This window comes from Streptomyces sp. NPDC001351 (assembly GCF_042896045.1).
Classification (GTDB): domain Bacteria; phylum Actinomycetota; class Actinomycetes; order Streptomycetales; family Streptomycetaceae; genus Streptomyces.
In genome coordinates this window covers 196,479-216,836 of the sequence record NZ_JBIAWS010000013.1, presented here as the reverse complement: position 1 = coordinate 216,836, position 20,358 = coordinate 196,479, and the positions used below count along the sequence as shown (strand labels likewise).

Annotated in this window: 18 protein-coding genes and 1 tRNA gene; 7 read left to right on the top strand and 12 right to left on the bottom strand. The window is 69.7% G+C overall.

What is annotated here, in order from left to right; translation table 11 throughout:
- The first annotated feature begins 18 nt into the window (after positions 1-18).
- Complete coding sequence (locus tag ACFY1U_RS38330) at positions 19-1,461, top strand: cellulose binding domain-containing protein (RefSeq protein ID WP_390698719.1); 1,443 nt, start codon at positions 19-21, stop codon at positions 1,459-1,461.
- Between the two features lie 104 nt (positions 1,462-1,565).
- On the opposite strand, the gene ACFY1U_RS38325 is transcribed toward ACFY1U_RS38330, so the two are convergent.
- The 4 genes from ACFY1U_RS38325 to ACFY1U_RS38310 form a co-directional block, all read right to left on the bottom strand.
- On the bottom strand, positions 1,566-3,005 hold the full coding sequence (locus tag ACFY1U_RS38325; RefSeq protein WP_390698667.1) for a GH1 family beta-glucosidase: 1,440 nt from the start codon (positions 3,003-3,005) through the stop codon (positions 1,566-1,568).
- A gap of 149 nt (positions 3,006-3,154) precedes the next feature.
- Positions 3,155-4,060: a carbohydrate ABC transporter permease gene (locus ACFY1U_RS38320; protein WP_390698666.1), complete on the bottom strand. Its 906-nt coding sequence runs from the start codon at positions 4,058-4,060 to the stop codon at positions 3,155-3,157.
- Entirely contained in the window at positions 4,047-5,081 is a 1,035-nt protein-coding gene (locus tag ACFY1U_RS38315; protein ID WP_390698665.1) for a carbohydrate ABC transporter permease, read from the bottom strand. Before ACFY1U_RS38315 ends, ACFY1U_RS38320 begins: the two co-directional genes overlap by 14 nt.
- On the bottom strand, positions 5,078-6,400 hold the full coding sequence (locus tag ACFY1U_RS38310; protein ID WP_390698664.1) for an ABC transporter substrate-binding protein: 1,323 nt from the start codon (positions 6,398-6,400) through the stop codon (positions 5,078-5,080). Before ACFY1U_RS38310 ends, ACFY1U_RS38315 begins: the two co-directional genes overlap by 4 nt.
- Before the next feature lie 358 nt (positions 6,401-6,758).
- Between ACFY1U_RS38310 and ACFY1U_RS38305 the strand changes: the two genes are divergently transcribed.
- The gene (locus ACFY1U_RS38305) at positions 6,759-7,802 is read left to right on the top strand and encodes a LacI family DNA-binding transcriptional regulator (protein ID WP_390698663.1); all 1,044 of its coding nucleotides are present in this window, start codon (positions 6,759-6,761) and stop codon (positions 7,800-7,802) included.
- Positions 7,803-8,026: 224 nt separating this feature from the next.
- The gene (locus tag ACFY1U_RS38300; protein WP_390698662.1) at positions 8,027-8,818 is read left to right on the top strand and encodes a serine/threonine protein kinase; all 792 of its coding nucleotides are present in this window, start codon (positions 8,027-8,029) and stop codon (positions 8,816-8,818) included.
- On the opposite strand, the gene ACFY1U_RS38295 is transcribed toward ACFY1U_RS38300, so the two are convergent.
- From ACFY1U_RS38295 to ACFY1U_RS38275, 5 genes are all read right to left on the bottom strand, one after another.
- Positions 8,807-9,310 (bottom strand): GNAT family N-acetyltransferase, encoded by a 504-nt coding sequence (locus ACFY1U_RS38295; RefSeq protein WP_390698661.1) that lies wholly within the window; start codon positions 9,308-9,310, stop codon positions 8,807-8,809. The genes ACFY1U_RS38300 and ACFY1U_RS38295 overlap by 12 nt on opposite strands.
- Positions 9,311-9,376: 66 nt before the next feature.
- Positions 9,377-9,449: transfer RNA gene (locus tag ACFY1U_RS38290), tRNA-His, on the bottom strand.
- Positions 9,450-9,553: 104 nt separating this feature from the next.
- On the bottom strand, positions 9,554-10,156 hold the full coding sequence (gene orn / locus ACFY1U_RS38285) for an oligoribonuclease (RefSeq protein ID WP_390698660.1): 603 nt from the start codon (positions 10,154-10,156) through the stop codon (positions 9,554-9,556).
- A 109-nt stretch (positions 10,157-10,265) separates the two neighbouring features.
- On the bottom strand, positions 10,266-11,501 hold the full coding sequence (locus tag ACFY1U_RS38280) for a helix-turn-helix domain-containing protein (protein WP_390698659.1): 1,236 nt from the start codon (positions 11,499-11,501) through the stop codon (positions 10,266-10,268).
- 377 nt (positions 11,502-11,878) lie between these two features.
- Entirely contained in the window at positions 11,879-12,211 is a 333-nt protein-coding gene (locus tag ACFY1U_RS38275; protein ID WP_390698658.1) for a hypothetical protein, read from the bottom strand.
- 335 nt (positions 12,212-12,546) lie between these two features.
- Here ACFY1U_RS38275 and ACFY1U_RS38270 point away from each other — a divergent pair, with 335 nt between their 5' ends.
- Complete coding sequence (locus ACFY1U_RS38270) at positions 12,547-13,074, top strand: universal stress protein (protein ID WP_115908015.1); 528 nt, start codon at positions 12,547-12,549, stop codon at positions 13,072-13,074.
- Between the two features lie 150 nt (positions 13,075-13,224).
- Entirely contained in the window at positions 13,225-13,791 is a 567-nt protein-coding gene (locus tag ACFY1U_RS38265) for a GPR1/FUN34/YaaH family transporter (protein ID WP_390698657.1), read from the top strand.
- A gap of 174 nt (positions 13,792-13,965) precedes the next feature.
- On the opposite strand, the gene glmS is transcribed toward ACFY1U_RS38265, so the two are convergent.
- Positions 13,966-15,783 carry a glutamine--fructose-6-phosphate transaminase (isomerizing) gene (gene glmS / locus ACFY1U_RS38260; RefSeq protein ID WP_390698656.1) on the bottom strand — a complete coding sequence of 606 codons (1,818 nt, stop codon included), beginning with the start codon at positions 15,781-15,783 and terminating at the stop codon, positions 13,966-13,968.
- A 12-nt stretch (positions 15,784-15,795) separates the two neighbouring features.
- The gene (locus tag ACFY1U_RS38255; protein WP_365831513.1) at positions 15,796-16,053 is read right to left on the bottom strand and encodes a hypothetical protein; all 258 of its coding nucleotides are present in this window, start codon (positions 16,051-16,053) and stop codon (positions 15,796-15,798) included.
- 177 nt (positions 16,054-16,230) lie between these two features.
- On the opposite strand from ACFY1U_RS38255, the gene ACFY1U_RS38250 reads away from it, so the two are divergent.
- Positions 16,231-17,796, top strand: a complete 1,566-nt coding sequence (locus ACFY1U_RS38250; RefSeq protein WP_390698655.1) for a purple acid phosphatase family protein — start codon at positions 16,231-16,233, stop codon at positions 17,794-17,796.
- A gap of 51 nt (positions 17,797-17,847) precedes the next feature.
- On the opposite strand, the gene ACFY1U_RS38245 is transcribed toward ACFY1U_RS38250, so the two are convergent.
- Positions 17,848-18,711, bottom strand: a complete 864-nt coding sequence (locus tag ACFY1U_RS38245; RefSeq protein ID WP_390698654.1) for a DUF4429 domain-containing protein — start codon at positions 18,709-18,711, stop codon at positions 17,848-17,850.
- Between the two features lie 89 nt (positions 18,712-18,800).
- On the opposite strand from ACFY1U_RS38245, the gene ACFY1U_RS38240 reads away from it, so the two are divergent.
- Positions 18,801-20,354 carry a beta-N-acetylhexosaminidase gene (locus ACFY1U_RS38240; RefSeq protein WP_390698653.1) on the top strand — a complete coding sequence of 518 codons (1,554 nt, stop codon included), beginning with the start codon at positions 18,801-18,803 and terminating at the stop codon, positions 20,352-20,354.
- Positions 20,355-20,358 lie beyond the last annotated feature (4 nt).

Sequence of the window (20,358 nt, the reverse complement as noted above, 5' to 3'; positions counted from 1 at the left end):
ATGAAGGCAGGCACGCGGATGAGCACGCACCGGCGCAGGATCAGTGGCAGGAACAAGGCGATCGGCGGAGCTGTCGCCGCGGCCGTGATCGGTGGCGGTGCGCTCCTGCTCACCGGTATCGCACAGGCGGCCGGCGTGGCCGCCGCGTACACGAGGACCAGCGACTGGTCGACCGGCTACACCGCGCAGTACGTCGTCACGAACAACACCGGCCAGACGGAGAAGACCTGGAAGCTGGAGTTCGACCTGCCCTCCGGCGCCAGGCTTAGCTCGCTGTGGAACGCCGAGTCCAGCGTGAGCGGACAGCACGTCACCGTGACACCGGCCAAGTGGGACACCGACGGCCTCGCGCCCGGCAAGTCCGTCACGATCGGCTTCGTCGTCAACGGCACCGGAAACCCGAGCAGTTGTCTCGTCGACGGCGCCACGTGTTCGGCGGACGACGGCCCGACGCCGGAGCCGAGCGGTCGCCCAACGCAGTCCGCGACCCCCACCCCCACGCCGACCAAGACGGCGACCCCGACGGCCACCCCCACCCCGACCCAGAGCTCCGGCACCGGCACCACGGCGAGCGCCGGCTTCGCCCCCTACGTCGACACCTCCCTCTACCCCGCCTTCGACCTCCTCGCGAGCGCCGACGCGACCGGGGTGAAGAACTACAACCTCGCCTTCATCACCGACGGCGGCGGCTGCACACCCAAGTGGGGCGGTGTGACCGATCTCGGCAGCGACGGGGTCGCATCCCAGATCGGCGCGCTCCGCGCCAAGGGTGGCGACGTCCGCGTCTCCTTCGGCGGCGCCTCCGGTTCCGAACTGGCGACGACCTGCTCCTCGGCGGACGCGCTGGCCGCCGCGTACGGCAAGGTCGTGGACCAGTTCAAGCTGACCAAGGTCGACTTCGACGTCGAGGGCGGCGCGCTCCCGAACGCCACGGCGAACACGAACCGCGCGAAGGCGATAGCCAAGCTCCAGGCGGCCCACCCCGACCTGGACGTCTCCTTCACCCTCCCGGTCATGCCCGAGGGCCTCACCCAGGACGGCGTGAACCTTCTCTCCGACGCCAAGGCCAACGGCGCGAAGATCAACACCGTCAACATCATGGCCATGGACTACGGCGCCTCCTACAGCGGCGACATGGGCACCTACGCCGAGCAGGCGGCCACCGCCACGCAGGCCCAGGTCAAGAGCGTGCTCGGCCTCTCCGACGCCGCCGCCTGGAAGACGGTCGCCGTCACCCCGATGATCGGCGTCAACGACGTCTCGTCCGAGATCTTCAAGGTCGACGACGCCACCCAGCTGACGGCCTTCGCCAGGTCCAAGGGCCTCGGCGGCCTCTCGATGTGGTCGGCGACCCGCGACAAGCAGTGCGCCGGCGGCACCAAGCCCACCGCCGACGCCACCTGCAGCTCGATCACCCAGGACGAGTTCGCCTTCTCGAAGGCGTTCGGCGCCTTCAACTGACCGCCACCCCACGGGGTTGACGCGTCCCGGCCGGACTCCCCCCCACCCGGCCGGGGCGCGGCGTCCCCTCGGCGCCCGCGCCCCACCCCGCTCCAGGCTCCCTGTCAGTCCGCTGCCACGGGAGGCAGCGCCCCCGTCCGAGCAGCCTGCGCATACCAATGGGCGCTCGACTTCGGCGTACGAGTGAGCGTGGCGTAGTCGACGTACACCGCCCCGAAGCGCTTCTCGTAGCCGTACGCCCACTCGAAGTTGTCCATCAGGGACCACAGGTAGTAGCCGCGCACGTCCGCGCCGTCCGTGATCGCCCGGCGTACCGCCGCGAGGTGCTTCTCCAGGTAGGCGATGCGCTCGGGGTCGTGGACGCGGCCGTCGGGGTCGGGCTTGTCGTCGTAGGCGGCGCCGTTCTCGGTGATGTACAGCGGCAGGCCCGGGGCCTCGCGGGTGTACCGCATGATCAGCTCGTGCAGGCCCGTCGGGTCGATCGTCCACCCCATCTCGGTGCGCTCGCCCGGGGTCTGGTGGAAGGCGACGTCGTCCGCGCCCGGCCAAGGGGAGTGCTCGCTGGCGCCGTGGCCGTCGGCGCGCGGGCCGCTCGCGTCCGCGTCGGTCGCCGAGACCAGTGCGGGCGTGTAGTAGTTGAGGCCCAGCGCGTCCAGCGGCTGGTTGATCGCCTGCAGATCGCCGTCGAGGACGTACGACCAGTCGGTGATCGGCTCGGTCGCCGTGAACAGCGACTCCGGGTACGCGCCGTGCAGGATCGGGCCGTGGAAGACGCCGTTGGCCAGGTCGTCGATCTTCCGCACCGCCGCCAGGTCCGCCGGGTCCTGCGGGGAAAGGGGCCTGACCACCGAGGAGTTGAGGCTGAGCGCGATCGAGTTGCGGGCCGGCATCACCGACCGCAGGGCCGAGGTGCCGAGCCCGTGTGCCAGGTTCAGGTGGTGTGCCGCCCTCAGCGACGCCTCCGGGTCCGTCCGGCCCGGTGCGTGCACCCCGGAGCCGTAGCCCAGGAACGCGCTGCACCACGGCTCGTTGAGGGTGATCCACTGCTCCACCCGGTCGCCCAGCGCCTCGCCCACGATCTGCGCGTACTCGGCGAACCTGAGCGCCGTGTCCCGCTCCGGCCAGCCACCCGCGTCCTCCAGCTCCTGCGGCAGGTCCCAGTGGTAGAGGGTGACGGCCGGCTTGATGCCGTGCTCGAGCAGCTCGTCGACCAGCCGCCGGTAGAAGTCCAGGCCGACCTGTACGGCCGGACCCCGGCCCGTCGGCTGCACCCGGGACCAGGAGATCGAGAAGCGGTACGCGGACAGGCCCAGCTCGGCCATGAGCGCCACGTCCTCGCGGTACCGGTGGTAGTGGTCGACAGCGATGTCACCGTGCTCGCCGCCGGCGGTCTTGCCCGGCGTATGACTGAAGGTGTCCCAGATCGAGGGCGTACGACCGCCCTCCCGCACCGCCCCCTCGATCTGGTACGCGGAGGTCGCGGCACCCCAGAGGAAGGCGGGGGGAAAGGTCACCGGGGTCGCCGGCTGTGCGGACTCAGACATGGAAGCGCTCCCATAAGTGGTCGTCGAGACCGAAGAGTTGGAAGGGGAGTGGGGGAGGGACAGGGGGAGGAGGAGAGGGGGCCGAGGCGGCGCCGGCCCGGCCCCGGGGGCCGTACAACGACGTACGGCGGAACCGGGATGACCAGCCGTCAGCCCTTGATCGCGCCCTGCATGATGCCGCCCACGATCTGCTTGCCGAACAGGATGAACGCGATCAGCAGCGGCAGCGTGCCCAGCAGCGCGCCCGCCATGATCACCGCCTGGTCGGGGACATAACCGGTGCCGAGCGAGTTGAGGGCGACCTGCACGGTCGGGTTCTGCTGGTTGAGGGCGATGATCGGCCACAGGAAGTCGTTCCAGGCGAACACGAAGGTCAGCAGGCCGAGCACGGCCATCGCGGGGCGGGCCGCGGGGAAGACCACGTGCCAGACGACTCTCAGGCTGCTCGCCCCGTCCACCCGGGCCGCCTCGATCAGCTCGGAGGGCAGCGCCTGTACCAGGTACTGCCGCATGAAGAACGTGCCGAAGGCGCTGACCAGGGTGGGCAGGATGACCGTCTGCAGCTGGTTGGACCAGCCCAGGTCCGCCATCCACAGATACAGGGGTACGACGGCCAGCTGCGGCGGGATCATCATGGTGCCGATGGTCAGCAGCAGCAGGGTGCTCGAGAACCTGAACCGCAGCTTGGCGAAGGCGAACCCGGCGAGCGTGGAGAACAGGACCGTACCGAGGGTGATGGTCCCGGCGACGATCGTGGAGTTGACCATCGCGGTGCCGAGCCCGGCCTGGTCCCAGGCGGCCTGAAGGTTCTTGAACAGGTTCGCGCCGAACCACAGGGGCGGCGGCGACTGCGCGAGCCGCTCGTTGTTGCGCGACGCCGCGATGGCCGTCCAGACCAGCGGGGCCAGCGAGACCAGCGCGAAGACCGTCAGGACGACATAGGTGACCGGACCCGCGTGCATCTGCTTGCCGGCGCCGATCACCCGGCGGCGTCGGGGGCTGCGGCCCCCGCCCTGCACCTTTGCCTGAGGAAGGGTCAGTTCATTGGTCGTCATGGGACTTCCTCAGCCGTCGGGTGATCAGCAGGTTGATCGCGGCGACGATCAGCAGGATCAGGAACATCGTCCAGGCGATCGCGGAGGCCTTGCCGAGGTTGCCGATGCCCCAGCCCTGGTCGTACATGTACAGGCCGAGCGTCTGGTACTGGTGCGCGGAACCGCCCTTCGAACCGCTGACCCCGCCGAACAGGAGCGGCTCACCGAACAGCTGCGTCGCGCCGATGGTGGAGACGACCACCGTGAACAGGATCGTCGGCCGCAGCATCGGGATCGTCACATGGCGGAACTGCTGCCAGCGGCCCGCGCCGTCGATCGCCGCCGACTCGTACAGGTCGGAGGGGATCGCCTGCATCGCCGCGAGGTAGATCAGCGCGTTGTAGCCCGTCCACCGCCAGATCACGATCGTGGAGACGGCGAACTGCCCGCCCCAGTCGGACTCGCGCCAGTTGATCGGGTGGACACCCACGAAATGGAGCAGCCAGTTGACCATGCCGCCGTCCCACGAGTACAGCAGCGTGAAGACGAGCGTCGCCGCCGCCACCGAGGTGGCGTACGGGGTGAGCATCACGACCCGCCACAGGGTCGAGCCGCGCAGCCGGTAGTTGAGCAGATGCGCGATGCCGATCGCCATCAGCAGCTGCGGCACCGTGGAGATCACGCCGATGCTGAACGTGTTCTCCAGGGCGTTCCAGAAGAACTCCGAGGACAGCAGGTGCTTGTAGTTGTCCAGGCCGGCCCAGGTCTGGTGGTCCAGACCGGACAGCTGCACGTTGTGCAGCGAGTACCAGGCCGTATAGAGGAGCGGGACGAGCCCGAAGGCGCCGAAGATGATGAAGAAGGGGGCGATGAACGCGTACGGGGACGCCTTCATGTCCCAGCGGTACAGCCGGCTGCGCCATGAGTCGGGGCCCGGCGGTGTACCGCGACCGTGAGCGCCCCGGGCCGCGCCCGGCGGGGTGCCGGGCGCGGCCTCGGCGCTCGACGCGGAATGCGCGAGAGCCTGCTGGGAGCTGCTCACTGGCCGAGCACGTCCTTGATCTCGTTCTTGGCCGCGTCCCAGCCCTGGGCCGGGGTCTTGCCCTTCTGCTCCACCTGGAGGATGCCGATGTCGGTGATCGCGGTGCCGATCGGCTGGTCCTTGATGCCGAAGTTCTGGACCGGGATGGTCTTCGCCGAGTCGGAGAAGATCTGGGTGAGCGGCGCGTTCGAGAAGTAGGCCGTGGTGTCGGCGGCCGCCTTCAGGTTCGGGTACGCCGACGGGGTCGACGGGAAGCTCGCCTGCTTGGCGAAGACCTTCGCCTGCTGCTCGGGTGCGGTCAGCCACTTGGCCAGGGCGATGGCCTCCTTCTGGTGCTTGCCCGCCGTCGGCACGCCGAGGAAGGAGCCGCCCCAGTTGGACGCGGTCGGCGCCGCCGCGACGTCCCAGTTGCCCTTGCCGGAGTCACCGGACTTCTGCTCGATGTAGCCGATCATCCAGGCGGGGCAGGCCACCGTCGCGAAGGTGCCCTTGGCGTAGCCCTGGTCCCAGGTCGGGTCGAACTGCTTCAGCTTCGCCGACATGTTGCTGGTCGCCACGGACATGGCGACGTTCCAGGCCTTCTTCACACCGTCGGACTTGTCCCAGACGACGTTGCCGTCCTTGTCGTAGTAGCGCTCGGTCCCGCCGCCGAGGGCCGCGTTGTAGACGGAGGAGGCGGAGTCCACGAACTTGGTGCCCGCCGGCGCCTTCTTCATGTACTGCTTGCCGACGTCCACGTACTTCGCCCAGTCGCCCTTCCACTGCGCGGCGAGCTTGGTGCGGTCCGTCTCCAGGCCGGCCTTCTTGAAGAGGTCCTTGCGGTAACAGATCGCCATCGGGCCGACGTCGGTGCCGAGCCCGATCAGCTTGCCGTCCTTGGTGGTGGCCTGGGCGTTCTTCCAGTCCAGCCACTGGGACTTGTCGACCTCCTTGCCGAGGTCGACGAACTTGCTGCCCTGCGTCTGCACGGCCTCGGTGATGTTGCCGACCTCGATCGCCTGGATGTCGTCGGTGCCGGAGCCCGCCTGCAGCCGGGTGAGGACCTTCGGCCAGTACACGTCGGTACGGGTGGTGACGTTCTCCTTGATGCTGATGTTCGGGTGCAGCTTCATGTACTCGTCGTAGAGACCGGCCTGCTTGTAGCCGAACACACCGAAGGTGCCGATGGTCAGCGTGGTCTTGCCCTTGGCGTTGCCGCCGCTGTCGTTCGACGAGCTGTTGTCCGAGTCCTTGGAGCAGCCGGCCAGCAGCCCCGTGGTCAGCGCGGCGACGGCCGCGAGGGCCATCAGCCTGCGGGACCGTCGGGTACTCGTGCCCATTTGCGTCCTCCTGTTGCCTGACGTGCCGACCCCCCGGCCAACTGCATTGTTGGGCCCGTTCTACACGCTGCGGCTCGGGCGGGGAACGTGCGGGATGTGTATGTGTCAGGTACTGTGGGAGCGCTCCCACAAGTGATGTGTTGAAGGTTCGTCGGTTCGAGCGAGGGTGTCAAGGGAGTCGACGTGGCGAGATGTGTTCAGTTATCGGCCTGTTAACTGGACGAAAGGAGTCCGGTACCGATGGAGACTTCCAGCCGGTCGCGGGGCCCGGGGGCGGCGGCCCCCAGGGGCGTTCACTGATCCCCCGGGACTGTTAGATTCCAGGCCAGCTGCAAATAACGGCGGAAAGGGCGTAGCCATGTCGCGGAGCCGGAGCGGTGGTCGCCCCACCCTCGAAGAGGTCGCCGCGCGCGCGGGCGTGGGCCGCGGCACGGTCTCCCGCGTGATCAACGGCTCGCCCCGGGTCAGCGACGCGACCCGCGCGGCGGTCGAGGCGGCGGTGGCCGAACTCGGCTACGTCCCCAACACGGCCGCCCGCGCCCTCGCGGCGAACCGCACGGACGCGATCGCCCTGGTCGTCCCCGAGCCGGAGACCCGGTTCTTCGCGGAGCCGTACTTCTCGGACATGCTGAAGGGCGTCGGCGCCGAGCTGTCCGACACGGAGATGCAGCTCCTGCTGATCTTCGCGGGCAGCGACCGCGAGCGCCGGCGCCTGGCCCAGTACCTCGCCGCCCATCGCGTCGACGGTGTGCTGCTGGTCTCGGTGCACGCGGACGACCCGCTTCCCGACCTGCTCGCGCAGCTGGAGATCCCCGCCGTGATCAGCGGCCCGCGGTCGGCCGCCGAGACCCTGACCTCGGTGGACTCGGACAACTACGGCGGCGCCCGCTCCGCGGTGGAGCACCTGCTCTCCCGGGGCCGCCGCAAGATAGCCCACATCACCGGCCGCCTCGACGTCTACGGCGCCCAGCGCCGCGTCGACGGCTACCGCGACGCCCTGAGCGACGCGGGCCAGGAGGTGGACGAACTCCTCATCGAACCGGGCGACTTCACCGAGGAGGGCGGCCGCCGGGCGATGACGGATCTGCTCGCCCGCTGCCCCGACCTGGACGCGGTCTTCGCGGGCTCCGACGTGATGGCGGCCGGCGCCCGCCAGGTCCTGCGCGAGGAGGGCCGCCGCATCCCCGACGACGTGGCGCTCGTCGGCTACGACGACTCGGCCATCGCCCGCCACATGGACCCGCCCCTCACCAGCGTCCGCCAGCCCATCGAGGTCATGGGCCGCCGCATGATCGACCTCCTCCTCGGCGAGATCGCCGACCGCCGCCCGGCCGTCTCCCGCGACCTCGAACGCCGCCAGGTGGTCCTGGCGACGGAACTCGTACCGCGCACGTCTTCCTGACCGCCGCCCGGTCGTACGGCGTCCAGCCCGTCCCGAGAGGTGGACCGCAGCCACGGGGGTGGAGAGCCCCGTCCAGGCTGCGCGTCTGCACGGGGAAGGCGGCCGGCGAGCCGCGAGCGTCGTGCATGCGCCCGTGGAGTCTGCGGGATCGCGCATGGGCCCGGCCCCGCCGACGCGTTCAAAATCAGGGGTCACCGCCCGTCCGGGCGCGCATGCTGGCACGCATGGCTTCCCATCCCCTGCTGGACGTCCGCGAGGTTCCCGTCGTCGAGTCGTATCTCCGTACGGTGGGCGAGGTGTTCCGGGACTTCCGGGAGCAGGACTCGGGCTGTGTGGCGTACGGGGTGCTCCTCCCCGAAGGGGAGCGGTGGTTCGTCAAGGAGGCGATGACCGAGCGGGCCCAGCGGTCCCTGGAGCGGGCCTGGGCCTTTCATCGGGCGGTACGCCATCCGGTGATCGTTCCGCAGCTTCACCGCTTCGCCGTGCGAGGGAGCGGCCGTACGGCGACCGTGATGCCCTGGTGCGGGGGCGAACCCCTCTACGGCGCCACCGCCCGCTCCCGCTTCCGCGCCCTTCCGGTGCCCCGTGTGCTGCGCGCCCTGGACCGCGTGCTCGATGCCCACCTGGCCGTGGAGGCGGCGGGGTACGTCGCGGTCGACCTCTACGACGGCGCCTTCCTCTTCGACTTCGATGCCGATGACCTGCGCCTCATCGACCTCGACGAGTACCGCCCCGGCCCCTTCGTCCTGACGGAGGCCCGGCTTCCCGGATCGCGCCGCTTCATGGCCCCGGAGGAGTGGCAGCGGGGTTCGGTCATCGACAACCGCACCACCGTCCATGTCCTCGCCCGCACGGTCCGCCTCCTCCTGGACACCGGTGACGACGAGCGCGCCTGGCGGGGTACGGCGGCGCAGCTGGCGGTGGTGGAGCGGGGGACGCGGGCGGATCCGGGGGAACGGTTCGCGGGCGTACGGGAGTTGGCGGCGGCGTGGCGGGCGGCGACGTCAACGGGGTAGCGAGAGCCGCCACCGCTGCTCGCCGTCCAGCTCCTCGCCCGTCGGGACGAGCCCGGCCGCCCGGGCCACGGCCGCGGAGGCGACGTGCTCGGGATGGATGTGCGCGAGGACCGTATGGATGGGCCGTTGGCGCAGCCGGCCGACCAGTCCGCACGCCGCCTCCGAGGCGTACCCGCGCCCCTGCCAGGGAGTGCCGACGACCCAGGCGATCTCCGCGACCGTCCCGGTGACCGTTGCCTGGACGGTCCCCACCAGCCGCGGTTCCTCCCTCTCCCGGAGCACCCAGTTGCACCAGGCGACGGAGGGATCGGGGGAGCCGGCGACGAGGCGCTCGTAACGCACGCGCAGGGCCGCGGGGGACAAGGGGCTGCCGCCGATGAAGGTGTGGAGTGCGGGATCGGAGAGGACGGCGGCCATCTCGTCGGCGTGCGAGACGCGAAGGGGGAGCAGGTCGAGGCGTGGAGTGCTGATGGTGTCGGCGTACACGGGCACGGGCGGCCTCCCCGGAAACGAATCAGCCGGTGACCCTTTTCTCAGGGTCACCGGCTGATTACTCAGGGTGAGTGACGGGACTCGAACCCGCGACATCCTGGACCACAACCAGGTGCTCTACCAGCTGAGCTACACCCACCACGACCGGCGGTCTACTTCGTGGTTTTCCGACCGGCCGAGAAAAAGTGTACAGGGTCCGAAGGGGTGCTCGCGCACGCCTTTTGCGGCGCCCCCTCGGGGGCGTTACTCCGCAGGCAGGACGTGCTTCGCGGCGATCGACCTCGCGGTGTCGGAGTCGGGGCCGGGCTGCGGCACGAAGATCGCCTCGCGGTAGTAGCGCAGTTCCGCGATGGACTCGCGGATGTCGGCGAGTGCGCGGTGGTTGCCGTTCTTCTCGGGGCTGTTGAAGTACGCCCGCGGGTACCAGCGCCGGGCGAGCTCCTTGACGCTCGACACGTCGACGATCCGGTAGTGGAGATAGTCCTCGAGCGTCGGCATGTCGCGGAGCAGGAAGCCGCGGTCGGTGCCGACCGAGTTGCCGCACAGGGGGGCCTTGCCGGGTTCCTTGACGTGTTCGCGGACGTAGGCGAGGACCTGTTCCTCCGCGTCGGCCACCGTCGTGCCGCCGGCGAGTTCGTCCAGCAGCCCGGACGCGGTGTGCATCTGACGCACCACCTCCGGCATCGTCTCCAGTGCCTTGGCCGGCGGACGGATGACGATGTCGACACCTTCGCCGAGGATGTTCAGCTCGGAGTCGGTGACGAGGGCGGCCACCTCGATGAGAGCGTCGTCGGACAGCGAGAGGCCGGTCATCTCGCAGTCGATCCACACCATGCGATCGTTCATGCGACCACCCTAAGGCTGGCGCCCGCAAAATCGGCCCCTCTGGTGTTCGAGGAGCAGGGGTACGGGAGGAGGGGGCGGGTGGCCTCGGTCACCCGCCCCCTCCTCGCCGTCACGTACCGCTGCGCTGCCCCGGCAGGCTCGCCCGGCTCGTCGCATAGGCCTCGCGGCCGTTCTCCCCCGCGGCCGCGGCGGAAAGCGACGGACCCGATCCGACGGCACTCGCCGCCGCGCGCCGGCTCTGCAGCGGAACCGGCCCCTCCGGATGCAGCAGCGGCATGGGCACCGGCGCCCCGGCCGCACCCTCCGCGTCGGCCGGCTTGTCGCCCTGCGGACGCCGAGCGCGGTACGCGGCACGGTAGGCCGCCGGGGACGACCCCAGCTGACGGCGGAAGTGCCCGCGCAGGGCCACCGGCGAACGGAAGCCGCAGCGGCCCGCGACCTCGTCCACCGAGTAGTCCGACGTCTCGAGCAGCCGCTGCGCCTGCAGCACCCGCTGGGTGATCAGCCACTGCAGCGGGGCGCTGCCGGTGAGCGAGCGGAACCGGCGGTCGAAGGTGCGCCGGCTCATGTACGCACGGGCGGCGAGGGTCTCCACGTCGAACTGCTCGTGGAGGTGCTCCAGCGCCCAGGCGACGACCTCCGCGAGCGGGTCGGCGCCGATCTCCTCTGGTAAAGACCGATCGAGGTAGCGCTCCTGACCGCCCGACCGGCGCGGCGGCACGACCAGACGCCGGGCCAGCGCGCCCGCCGCCTCGTTGCCGTGGTCCGTCCGCACGATGTGGAGACAGAGATCGATTCCGGCCGCCGTACCGGCGGACGTCAGCACGTCTCCGTCGTCCACGAACAGTTCTCTCGGATCCACGTGCACCGACGGGTAGCGCTTGGCCAGCGTCGGCGCGTACATCCAGTGTGTCGTCGCGGGGCGGCCGTCCAGCAGGCCCGCCGCCGCCAGTACGAAGGCGCCGGTGCACAGCCCGACTATGCGGGCGCCCTCCTCGTGCGCCCGGCGCAGTGCGTCGAGCGCCTCCTCCGGCGGCGGAGACGTGATCGAGCGCCAGGCCGGTACGACGACCGTACCGGCGCGCGATATCGCCTCCAGGCCATGTGGCGCGGTGAGTTCCAGGCCCCCTGTGGTCCGCAGTGGGCCTTCCTCGCCGCCGCACACCAGCAGTCGGTAGCGCGGCACGCCGGCGTCCTGGCGGTCGATACCGAACACCGACAGCGGTATGGAACTCTCGAAGATGGGGCCGCCGCTGAACAGCAGCACCGCGACGATCTCCTTGCGGCGTCGCCCGGAAAGCTTCCGGGCCGCGGCTTCCGGCGCGGCAGTGGAGTCGTGGCTCATACTGCTAAGCCCCCCTCGGTGGTCGCGGCTCCTCGGTTGTGTCGCTCCTGCACGTTTCCCCTCGGTCCTGCACGAGTCCCCCGCCGTAAGACGTCAAGATCGAATCTACTGTGTCGCGCGGTGCCGGTGTGACCAGTTCGCCAACCGGCACATTGTCGACATGGCAACTTGGCGTGAAGCATTCGATCACGAAGCGTTGCACTCGTGGGCCGTGCAGGGAAGTGCGCCTTGTCGCAGTGGCCAATCCACGTAGGGTACGCGGGGCCCCCGGGCCCCTTTCTCTGCAGGTGGAACGGGGGTTGGGGGGTGGTCGGGGCAGGGGATGCACGGGGTCCGGAAGTTGGCTGAAAAGCATCGGGCGCGTGCGCGGAAACCGGTCAGCCGACCGGTGTACTTCCCCCAGTGTGACGCCTGCCTCTGTGAGCACCCGTGCCGCTCCTGTGATGGCGGCCGCGACGGGACGTGTGATCCTCGCTCGGCGGGCGGGCCGCCACGCGCTCGGACTGGCGCAGCAGCAGCCGGCACACCGCGGTGACGGCGGCGAGACCGAACGCCGTGCCCGCGGCGCCGGCGAGCGAGGTGCCGTACCAGAGAAGGACCACGGGGACGAGGACGCAGCTGAACGCCGCCCAGCGGACGACATCGCTCACGGTGTCCTGGGGCGGGGCGGTCGCGCGGGGAGTCTCGGGGGTGGGGTGCGGTCCGGACATGCGTGCTCCCTGGGGCCTGGGTCTCGGTGTTCAACGCGTGTTCGACCGGGCGGTCACTGTACGCCGCCGCCACCGGGCCTCCGGGCAAGTGAACCCTGTGCAAACCGCCTGTACACCGCAGCAACCATTGCGTTACGGGCGCACCCTCGTGCATGCTCCCTGGAACCCCCACGCAGGGTGGGCGGGATCTGGGCTAAGGAGGCGTGCCGCCGTACCCTTGGGGGTATGGGGTTGGGAAGATGATTCCCGGACACAGCTCCGCCGCACATGCTGCATCCCGTCAGCGAGCTCCGCTCGCGGGCCCTCCCATAAAGGATCAAAACGCCGAGACAGCCATGGCCGGTCACGAATTCTTCGAACCCGCGGACCGCAAGCGCCCCGTCGCCGATCCCACGGCGGCCGAGCCCCAGGCGGCCGAAGAGCCACGCCATTCCTGCGATCCAGCCTTCAAGCACGGCGTGGTCGTCGGCTTCGACGGTTCCACGTCCAGTGAGCGCGCCCTCGCCTATGCGATCGGCATGGCCCACCGTTCCGGATCGGGCCTGATCATCGTGCACGTCGCCAACCGGCTGCCCACCACGGTGTGGGCCGGCTGCGAGCCGCCGGTCTTCGTCGACGTGCCGGACCACCGCACCGAGGTGCTGGGGCTCGAGCTCGCCTGTGCGGACTATCTGGCCGAGGTGCCCTGGATCCTGGTCGAGCGCGGCGGCGACATCTGCCACGAACTCGAAGAGGTGGGGCGGGAGTACGAGGCGGACGCGATCGTCGTCGGCTCCACGCAGGGCATCGTGGGGCGGATTTTCGGCTCCGTCGCGGGGCGGCTCGCCAAGCGGGCGAAGCGGCCCGTCGTTGTCATTCCGTAACTCCTCGTTCTCCCAGGTGAGATGCGATCTGGGAACGGTCTCCCTTGTTTGTGCGGCGCGCAAATCTACTCGCGCGTAGAGGTGTTTGTGCCTTTGTGAAGGGCATATATCGGTCACCGCACAACTGCACATGCATGAAGGGAGCCCGCCGTGGACAACGACGTCTCCGCGGGAAGCGGAACCACTACCGTGGTCGGCCGACTCGCCCTGGGTGTCACCCTGTTGGCGTTCGGACTCGGATACACCCACGTGATCAATGGCGTGTCGGCCGCTGACGCCGTCTCACTGGCCCACTACGTAGGCGGCGTTGCGCTCTTCGTCGCCGGACTCCTCGCCTTCCGTGACGGTGACTCCGTCAACGGGACGGCGTACTCGGCGCTCGGCGCGCTGTGGTTCATCTGGGCCGTCACCGCCGGGGCGGCGATGTCCGCCAACGCGGCCGGGCTGTTCCTGCTGCTGTTCGCCCTCGTGGCGTTGTCGCTCACCCTCGCGGGTGGGGACCAACTCACGCAGGGCACCTACGGGTTGTTCTTCGTGTCGCTCGTGCTTCTCGCGATCGGGCAGTTCGCGACGAGCGGTTCGCTTGCGAAGGTGGGCGGTTGGTTCGCCGTGGCGGCGGGGGCGGTCGCCTGGTACGCGGCGACCGCGGCCCTCGCGCACTGGCCGACGGTACTTCCTCGGCGTGCTGCCGGCCGGGGGGTGACGGCCACCGGCTAAAGGGCAGCCTGCGTCGGGGTATTGGGCGGCCCCGGCGTTGAATGGACCCCCGCGTGCCATGGTGGCGGCACGTGGGGGTCCCTTCTGTTCGTTGGCCTCTGCGGGTGCGTCGTGGTTGCTCGCGCCCACGCGGCGGAGCCGCAAATCGATACAGCCCCGCGCCCCTTCGGGGCGCTACTCGACCGTCACGGACTTCGCGAGGTTCCTCGGCTTGTCGATGTCCCTGCCCAGGGCCAAGGCCGTGTGGTAGGCGAGGAGTTGGAGGGGGATGCCCATCAGGATGGGGTCGAGCTCGTCCTCGTTCTTCGGGACGATGATCGTCTCGTCGGCCTTCTCCTCGTGCTGGTGGGCCACCGCGAGGATGCGGCCGCTGCGGGCCTTGATCTCCTCCATGGCGGCGCGGTTCTTCTCCAGGAGGTCGTCGTCGGGGACGATCGCGACCGTGGGGAGGGCCGGCTCGATGAGGGCCAGGGGGCCGTGCTTGAGCTCGGAGGCGGGATAGGCCTCGGCGTGGATGTACGAGACCTCCTTGAGCTTGAGGGAGGCCTCGCGGGCCACCGGGTAGCCCCGGACGCGGCCGATGAAGAGCATCGAGCGGGCGTCGGCGTACTGCTCGGCCAGCTTCTTGATCTCCTCTTCCTGCGCCAGGATCTCGGTGATCTGGGCGGGGAGCCTGCGCAGGCCCTCGATGATCCGCTTGCCGTCGCGGACCGAGAGGTCGCGGGTGCGGCCCAGGTGCAGGGCGAGCAGGGCGAAGGCGACCGTGGTGTTGGTGAAGCACTTCGTCGAGACGACGCAGACCTCGGGGCCCGCGTGGACGTAGATGCCGGCGTCCGCCTCGCGGGCGATCGCCGAGCCGACCACGTTCACGATGCCGAAGACCCGCGCGCCCTTGCGCTTGAGCTCCTGGACGGCCGCGAGGACGTCGTAGGTCTCGCCGGACTGGGAGACGGCCACGTAGAGGGTGTCGGGGTCCACGACCGCGTTGCGGTAGCGGAATTCGGAGGCCGGCTCGGCGTCCGCCGGGATACGGGCCAGCTCCTCGATCATCTGGGCGCCGATCATGCCCGCGTGGTACGAGGTGCCGCAGCCGAGGATCTTCACCCGGCGGATCTGGCGGGCCTCGCGGGCGTCCAGGTTGAGGCCGCCGAGGTGCACGGTGGAGAAACGGTCGTCGATGCGGCCGCGCAGCACGCGGTCCACGGCGTCGGCCTGCTCGTGGATCTCCTTGTGCATGTAGGTGTCGTGGCCGCCCATGTCGTACGAGGCGGCCTCCCACTCCACGGTGGTGGGCTCCGCCGTGGTGCGGGTGCCCTCCGTCGTGTACGTGCGGAAGTCGTCGGCCTTGAGGGTGGCCATCTCGCCGTCGCCGAGAGTCACTATCTGCCGTGTGTGGGCGACCAGGGCGGCGATGTCCGAGGCGACGAACATCTCCTTCTCGCCGATGCCGAGGACGACCGGGGAGCCGTTTCGGGCCACCACGATCCGGTCCGGGAAGTCGGCGTGCATCACCGCGATGCCGTACGTGCCCTCGATGACCCGGAGGGTCTCGCGGACCTTCTCCTCCAGGGTCTCGGCCTGGGCGCGGGCGATGAGGTGGACGAGGACCTCGGTGTCCGTCTCGGAGAGGAACTCGACGCCGTCCGCCTCCAGCTTGCGGCGCAGGTCGGACGCGTTGTCGATGATGCCGTTGTGGACGACGGCGACCTTGCCCTCGGCGTCCAGGTGCGGGTGCGCGTTCACGTCGGAGGGGGCGCCGTGGGTGGCCCAGCGGGTGTGGGCGATGCCGGTCGTGCCCTTGAAGCGGGCCGGGACCTTGGCCTCCAGGTCGCGGACCCGGCCCTTGGCCTTGACCAGCTTCAGGCCGGTCGCCTTGGGGGACGTCACGACGATGCCGGCCGAGTCGTAGCCGCGGTATTCGAGCCGCTGCAGGCCCTCCAGCAGGAGGGGCGCCACATCACGCTTCCCGATGTATCCGACGATTCCGCACATATATACGTAGTCCTAGCCGTAGACGATGCGGCGCAACTGCCTGAGCGTAAGCTCCGGCGGCGCGACCGCCCGGTATTTCAGGTCCGCCTCGATCCGTTCGAAGATCTCCGCGTTCACCAGGCCCTGGGCCTGCAGCTCGCGGTGGCGGCGACGGACGTACTCCTCGGTCGTCTCGTCGAAGTAGGCGAGCACGTCCTGGATCACCCGCAGTGCCTCGCCCCTGCTCAGGGGCGTGGACCGCGTCAGGTGATCAACAAGTTCGTCGTGCACCCGGTAGATCCTGAGCCACCGGACGCCGTTTCGCAAGAATCCTGCCCGATATCGGGCAAGCTGCTGTCGTGGTGACTGTTGAGGTTCTTGTGAACCTCTGTTCGCAAGCTGTCCATCCTGAGTCTTGCGCGCCGTTGCTCATGTCGGCGAGTTTCAGACGCCATGGACATACCTCGTATGGGAGTACCGGAGCAGCTGGCCGAGCGCATGAGCATGGCCGAGCAGCACGAGTACCTGCGCGCGAGATTCTCGCGGCGCAACCTGATGAGAGGCGGCGCCGTGACGATCGGCGCCGTCACCGGTGGCGCGTTCGTGACGGGTGCGGTGGCCCAGGCCGCCGTTCCCACGCAGCGGACCGCCCCCGCGACCGAGACGGTCGACGGCTCGCTCGTCGCCCCGTTCGGCCGCCACCTCGCCTACGGCAGCGACGCCAGCACCGAGATGACCGTCTCCTGGCAGGTGCCGGTCGCGGTGCAGAAGCCCTTCATCCGCATCGGCGCCCACCCCTGGGACCTCTCCCGCAAGATCGAGGCCGAGGTCCGCAGCCTCTACACCCCGGCCGGCGTCGGCGCCAGCGGCGACCACACGCAGTACTACCTCCACGCCAAGCTCACCCACCTGCGCCCGGGGAAGACGTACTACTACGGTGTCGGCCACCAGGGCTTCGACCCGGCCGAGCCGCACCTGCTCGGCACCCTGGGCACCTTCACCACCGCCCCCAGGCACAAGAAGCCGTTCACCTTCACGGCCTTCGGCGACCAGGGCGTCAGCTACCACGGTCTGGCCAACGACAGCCTGATCCTCGGCCAGAACCCGTCCTTCCACCTGCACGCCGGCGACATCGCCTACGCCGACCCGGCCGGCCAGGGCAAGTCCGCCGACACCGGCTTCGACTCGCGGGTGTGGGACCAGTTCCTCGCCCAGACCGAGTCGGTCGCCAAGTCCGTGCCGTGGATGGTGAGTTACGGCAACCACGACATGGAGGCCTGGTACTCGCCCAACGGCTACGGCGGCGAGGAGGCCCGCTTCACGCTGCCCGACAACGGGCCGGACAAGGCGAACCTGCCGGGCGTCTACTCCTTCGTCCACGGCAACACCGCGATCATCTCGCTCGACCCGAACGACGTGTCGTACGAGATCCCCGCCAACCTCGGCATCTCCGGCGGCACCCAGACCACATGGTTCGAGGCGCAGCTGAAGAAGTTCCGGGAGTCGAAGGACATCGACTTCATCGTCGTGTTCTTCCACCACTGCGCCTACTGCACCTCCACCGCGCACGCCTCGGAGGGGGGCGTGCGACAGGAGTGGGTGCCGCTGTTCGAGAAGTACACGGTGGACCTGGTCATCAACGGCCACAACCACCAGTACGAGCGCACCGACGTGATCAAGGGCAACCAGGTCACCAAGAAGCTGCCGATCGGCGAGACCGCGTACCCCGAGACCGAGGGCGTCGTGTACGTGACGGCGGGCGCGGCGGGCCGCAGCCTGTACGCGTTCACCGCGCCGGACTCCTACGAGGGGCACGAGCACGAGGTCGACTCCGTCGCCTCGTTCATCAACACCAAGGACGGCAAGGTCAACGAGACCGTCGCCTGGTCCCGGGTGCGCTACCTCAACTACTCCTTCCTGCGCGTGGACGTCGAGCCCGCCTCGAAGGGGCACTACGCCAAGCTGAAGGTGTCGGGCATCGCCGAGACCGGTGACCGCATCGACCACTTCACGGTGGCGCGCAAGGCCAAGTAGGCGTACACCCCGAAGGCAGGGCGTACGCGTCGCAGGCGGTCCTCACCGGCGTCACAAGCGCTTGAGGACCGCCTGTTTGGCCATGGTGAACTCCTCGTCCGTCAGGACACCCGTGCGGTGCAGCTCACCCAGTTCCCGCAGCCGCCGCAGCAGCGCGTCGTGGTCGTCCCGGGGCGGCTCCTCGAGCTGTTTCGGCGGTGCGTCCACGGGGGCCGCCGAAGGGTGCGGCAGCCGGGCCTGCACGGCCGCCGCGACCAGTGCCATCAGCGGGTCCTTCTTGAAACCCCACAGTTCCACGGAGTGGGGGTCGTACTTGGGCGGAGCCTTGGTGGCCGCGCCCCGTACGGTGAAGCGCAGATACCCGTTCTCCAGGCCGGCCGCGGGCTGCCACTCCACGGCGACGACGTCGGTGACGGCCAGGGTGCGGGTGCCGGCGGCGGCCTTGGCGTCCTCCGTCTTCCAGTTCCACTCCAGGCGGATCTGCTCGCCGTCGAAGCTCGCGGTGCCGTCCCCGGCCGAGACGGAGAGCGGGAGGGACGGGCCGGGGAGCAGATACTCGTCCACCGGGTCGGACGGGACCTCGTCGAGCAGCAGGGCATTGCGGACCTCGTCGGTGAAGTACTCCGCCACCCCGTAGCGGTCGGACTCGACGAGCAGTTGGTACGGGTCGTTGGGCTCGGTGAGCCGGCCGCCGGAGGCGTGCAGCAGCGGGTCGGCGCCGTCGCGCAGCCTGAGCCTCAGCCGCCCCGCCTTCTTGCCCTGCTCGAAGGAGATCCCCGCCAACGCGCCCAGCGGGACGACGAGTTCACCCAGTGCCCGGCGCAGCAGGCTGACGTTCTTGTCCCGCCCGGGCGTCAGCCGAAGGGCGTCGCCGTCGAAGGCCCATGTGCCGTCCTTCTGGATGATTTCCGCCATGGGGGGATTGTTTCATCGGTTCTGCGAGAGAGTGGTCTCTACCAATCCTGAAGGGAGTGCATGTGAGACGGCACAGAACGACTCCCCGTATGGCCCGAGTTCTCGGATGTCTGCTGCTCGTGGCGGCGGCGGGCGCGTTCACGGTGGGCGCGGCACCGGCGCCGAAGGCCACCCCGCTCGACCGGGTGGTCCCGGCCCCCGCATCGGTCACCCCGGGCGGCTCTCCGTACCGCATCACGCGCGGCACCCGTATCCGCGTGGACGACACCCGCGAGGCCCGCCGGATCGGCGAGTACCTCGCGGAGATCCTGCGCCCGTCGACCGGCTACCTCCTGCCCCTGGTGACGCAGGGCGGCGGAGGCATCCGACTCCGGCTGTCCAAGGGCCCGTTCGGCGCGGAGGGCTACCGCCTCGACAGCGGCCGGGACGGCGTCACCATCACCGCCGCCGAACCCGCCGGCCTCTTCCACGGCGTCCAGACCCTGCGTCAGCTCCTGCCGCCCGCGGTGGAGAAGAAGTCCGTACAGCCCGGACCGTGGGTGGTCGCCGGCGGCACGATCGAGGACAGCCCGCGCTACGCCTACCGCGGGGCGATGCTCGACGTCTCCCGGCACTTCTTCACGGTCGCCCAGGTCAAGCGCTACATCGACGAGCTCGCCCTCTACAAGGTCAACAAGCTGCATCTGCACCTCAGCGACGACCAGGGCTGGCGCATCGCCATCGACTCCTGGCCGCGCCTTGCGGCCTACGGCGGCTCGACGGAGGTGGGCGGCGGCGGAGGCGGCCACTACACCAAGGCCGACTACCAGGAGATCGTCCGGTACGCCGCCTCCCGTTATCTGGAGGTCGTCCCCGAGATCGACATGCCCGGCCACACCAACGCGGCCCTCGCCTCGTACGCCGAACTGAACTGCAACGGCACGGCGCCCCCGCTCTACACCGGCACCGAAGTCGGCTTCAGCTCGCTGTGCGTCGGCAAGGACGTCACGTACGACTTCGTGGACGACGTCATCCGTGAGCTGGCCGCCATCACGCCCGGCCGCTATCTCCACATCGGCGGCGACGAGGCGCACTCCACCAGCCACGAGGACTATGTGAAGTTCATGGACCGGGTGCAGCCGGTCGTCGCCAAGTACGGCAAGACGGTGATCGCCTGGCACCAGATCACCGGCGCGCACCCGGCCAAGGGGGCGATCGCCCAGTACTGGGGCCTGGACGACACCGACGCGGCGGAGAAGGCGCAGGTCGCGAAGGCCGCGCAGAACGGGACCGGGCTGATCCTCTCGCCCGCCGACCGGATCTACCTCGACATGAAGTACACGGAGGACACCCCGCTCGGGCAGGACTGGGCCGGGCTGGTCGAGGTGAAGCGGTCGTACGACTGGGACCCCGGCAACTACCTTGCAGGAGCGCCGAGGTCGGCGATCCGGGGCGTCGAGGCGCCGCTGTGGACCGAGACGATCGTGACGGACGCCGACATCGACTCCATGGTGTTCCCGCGGCTCGCGGGGGCGGCCGAGCTCGGCTGGTCGCCGGCGGCGACGCACGACTGGGACGCCTACAAGGTGCGGTTGGCTGCGCAGGCTGCGCGGTGGGATGCGCTGGGGATTGGTTACTACCGGTCGCCGGAGGTCCCGTGGTGATTCG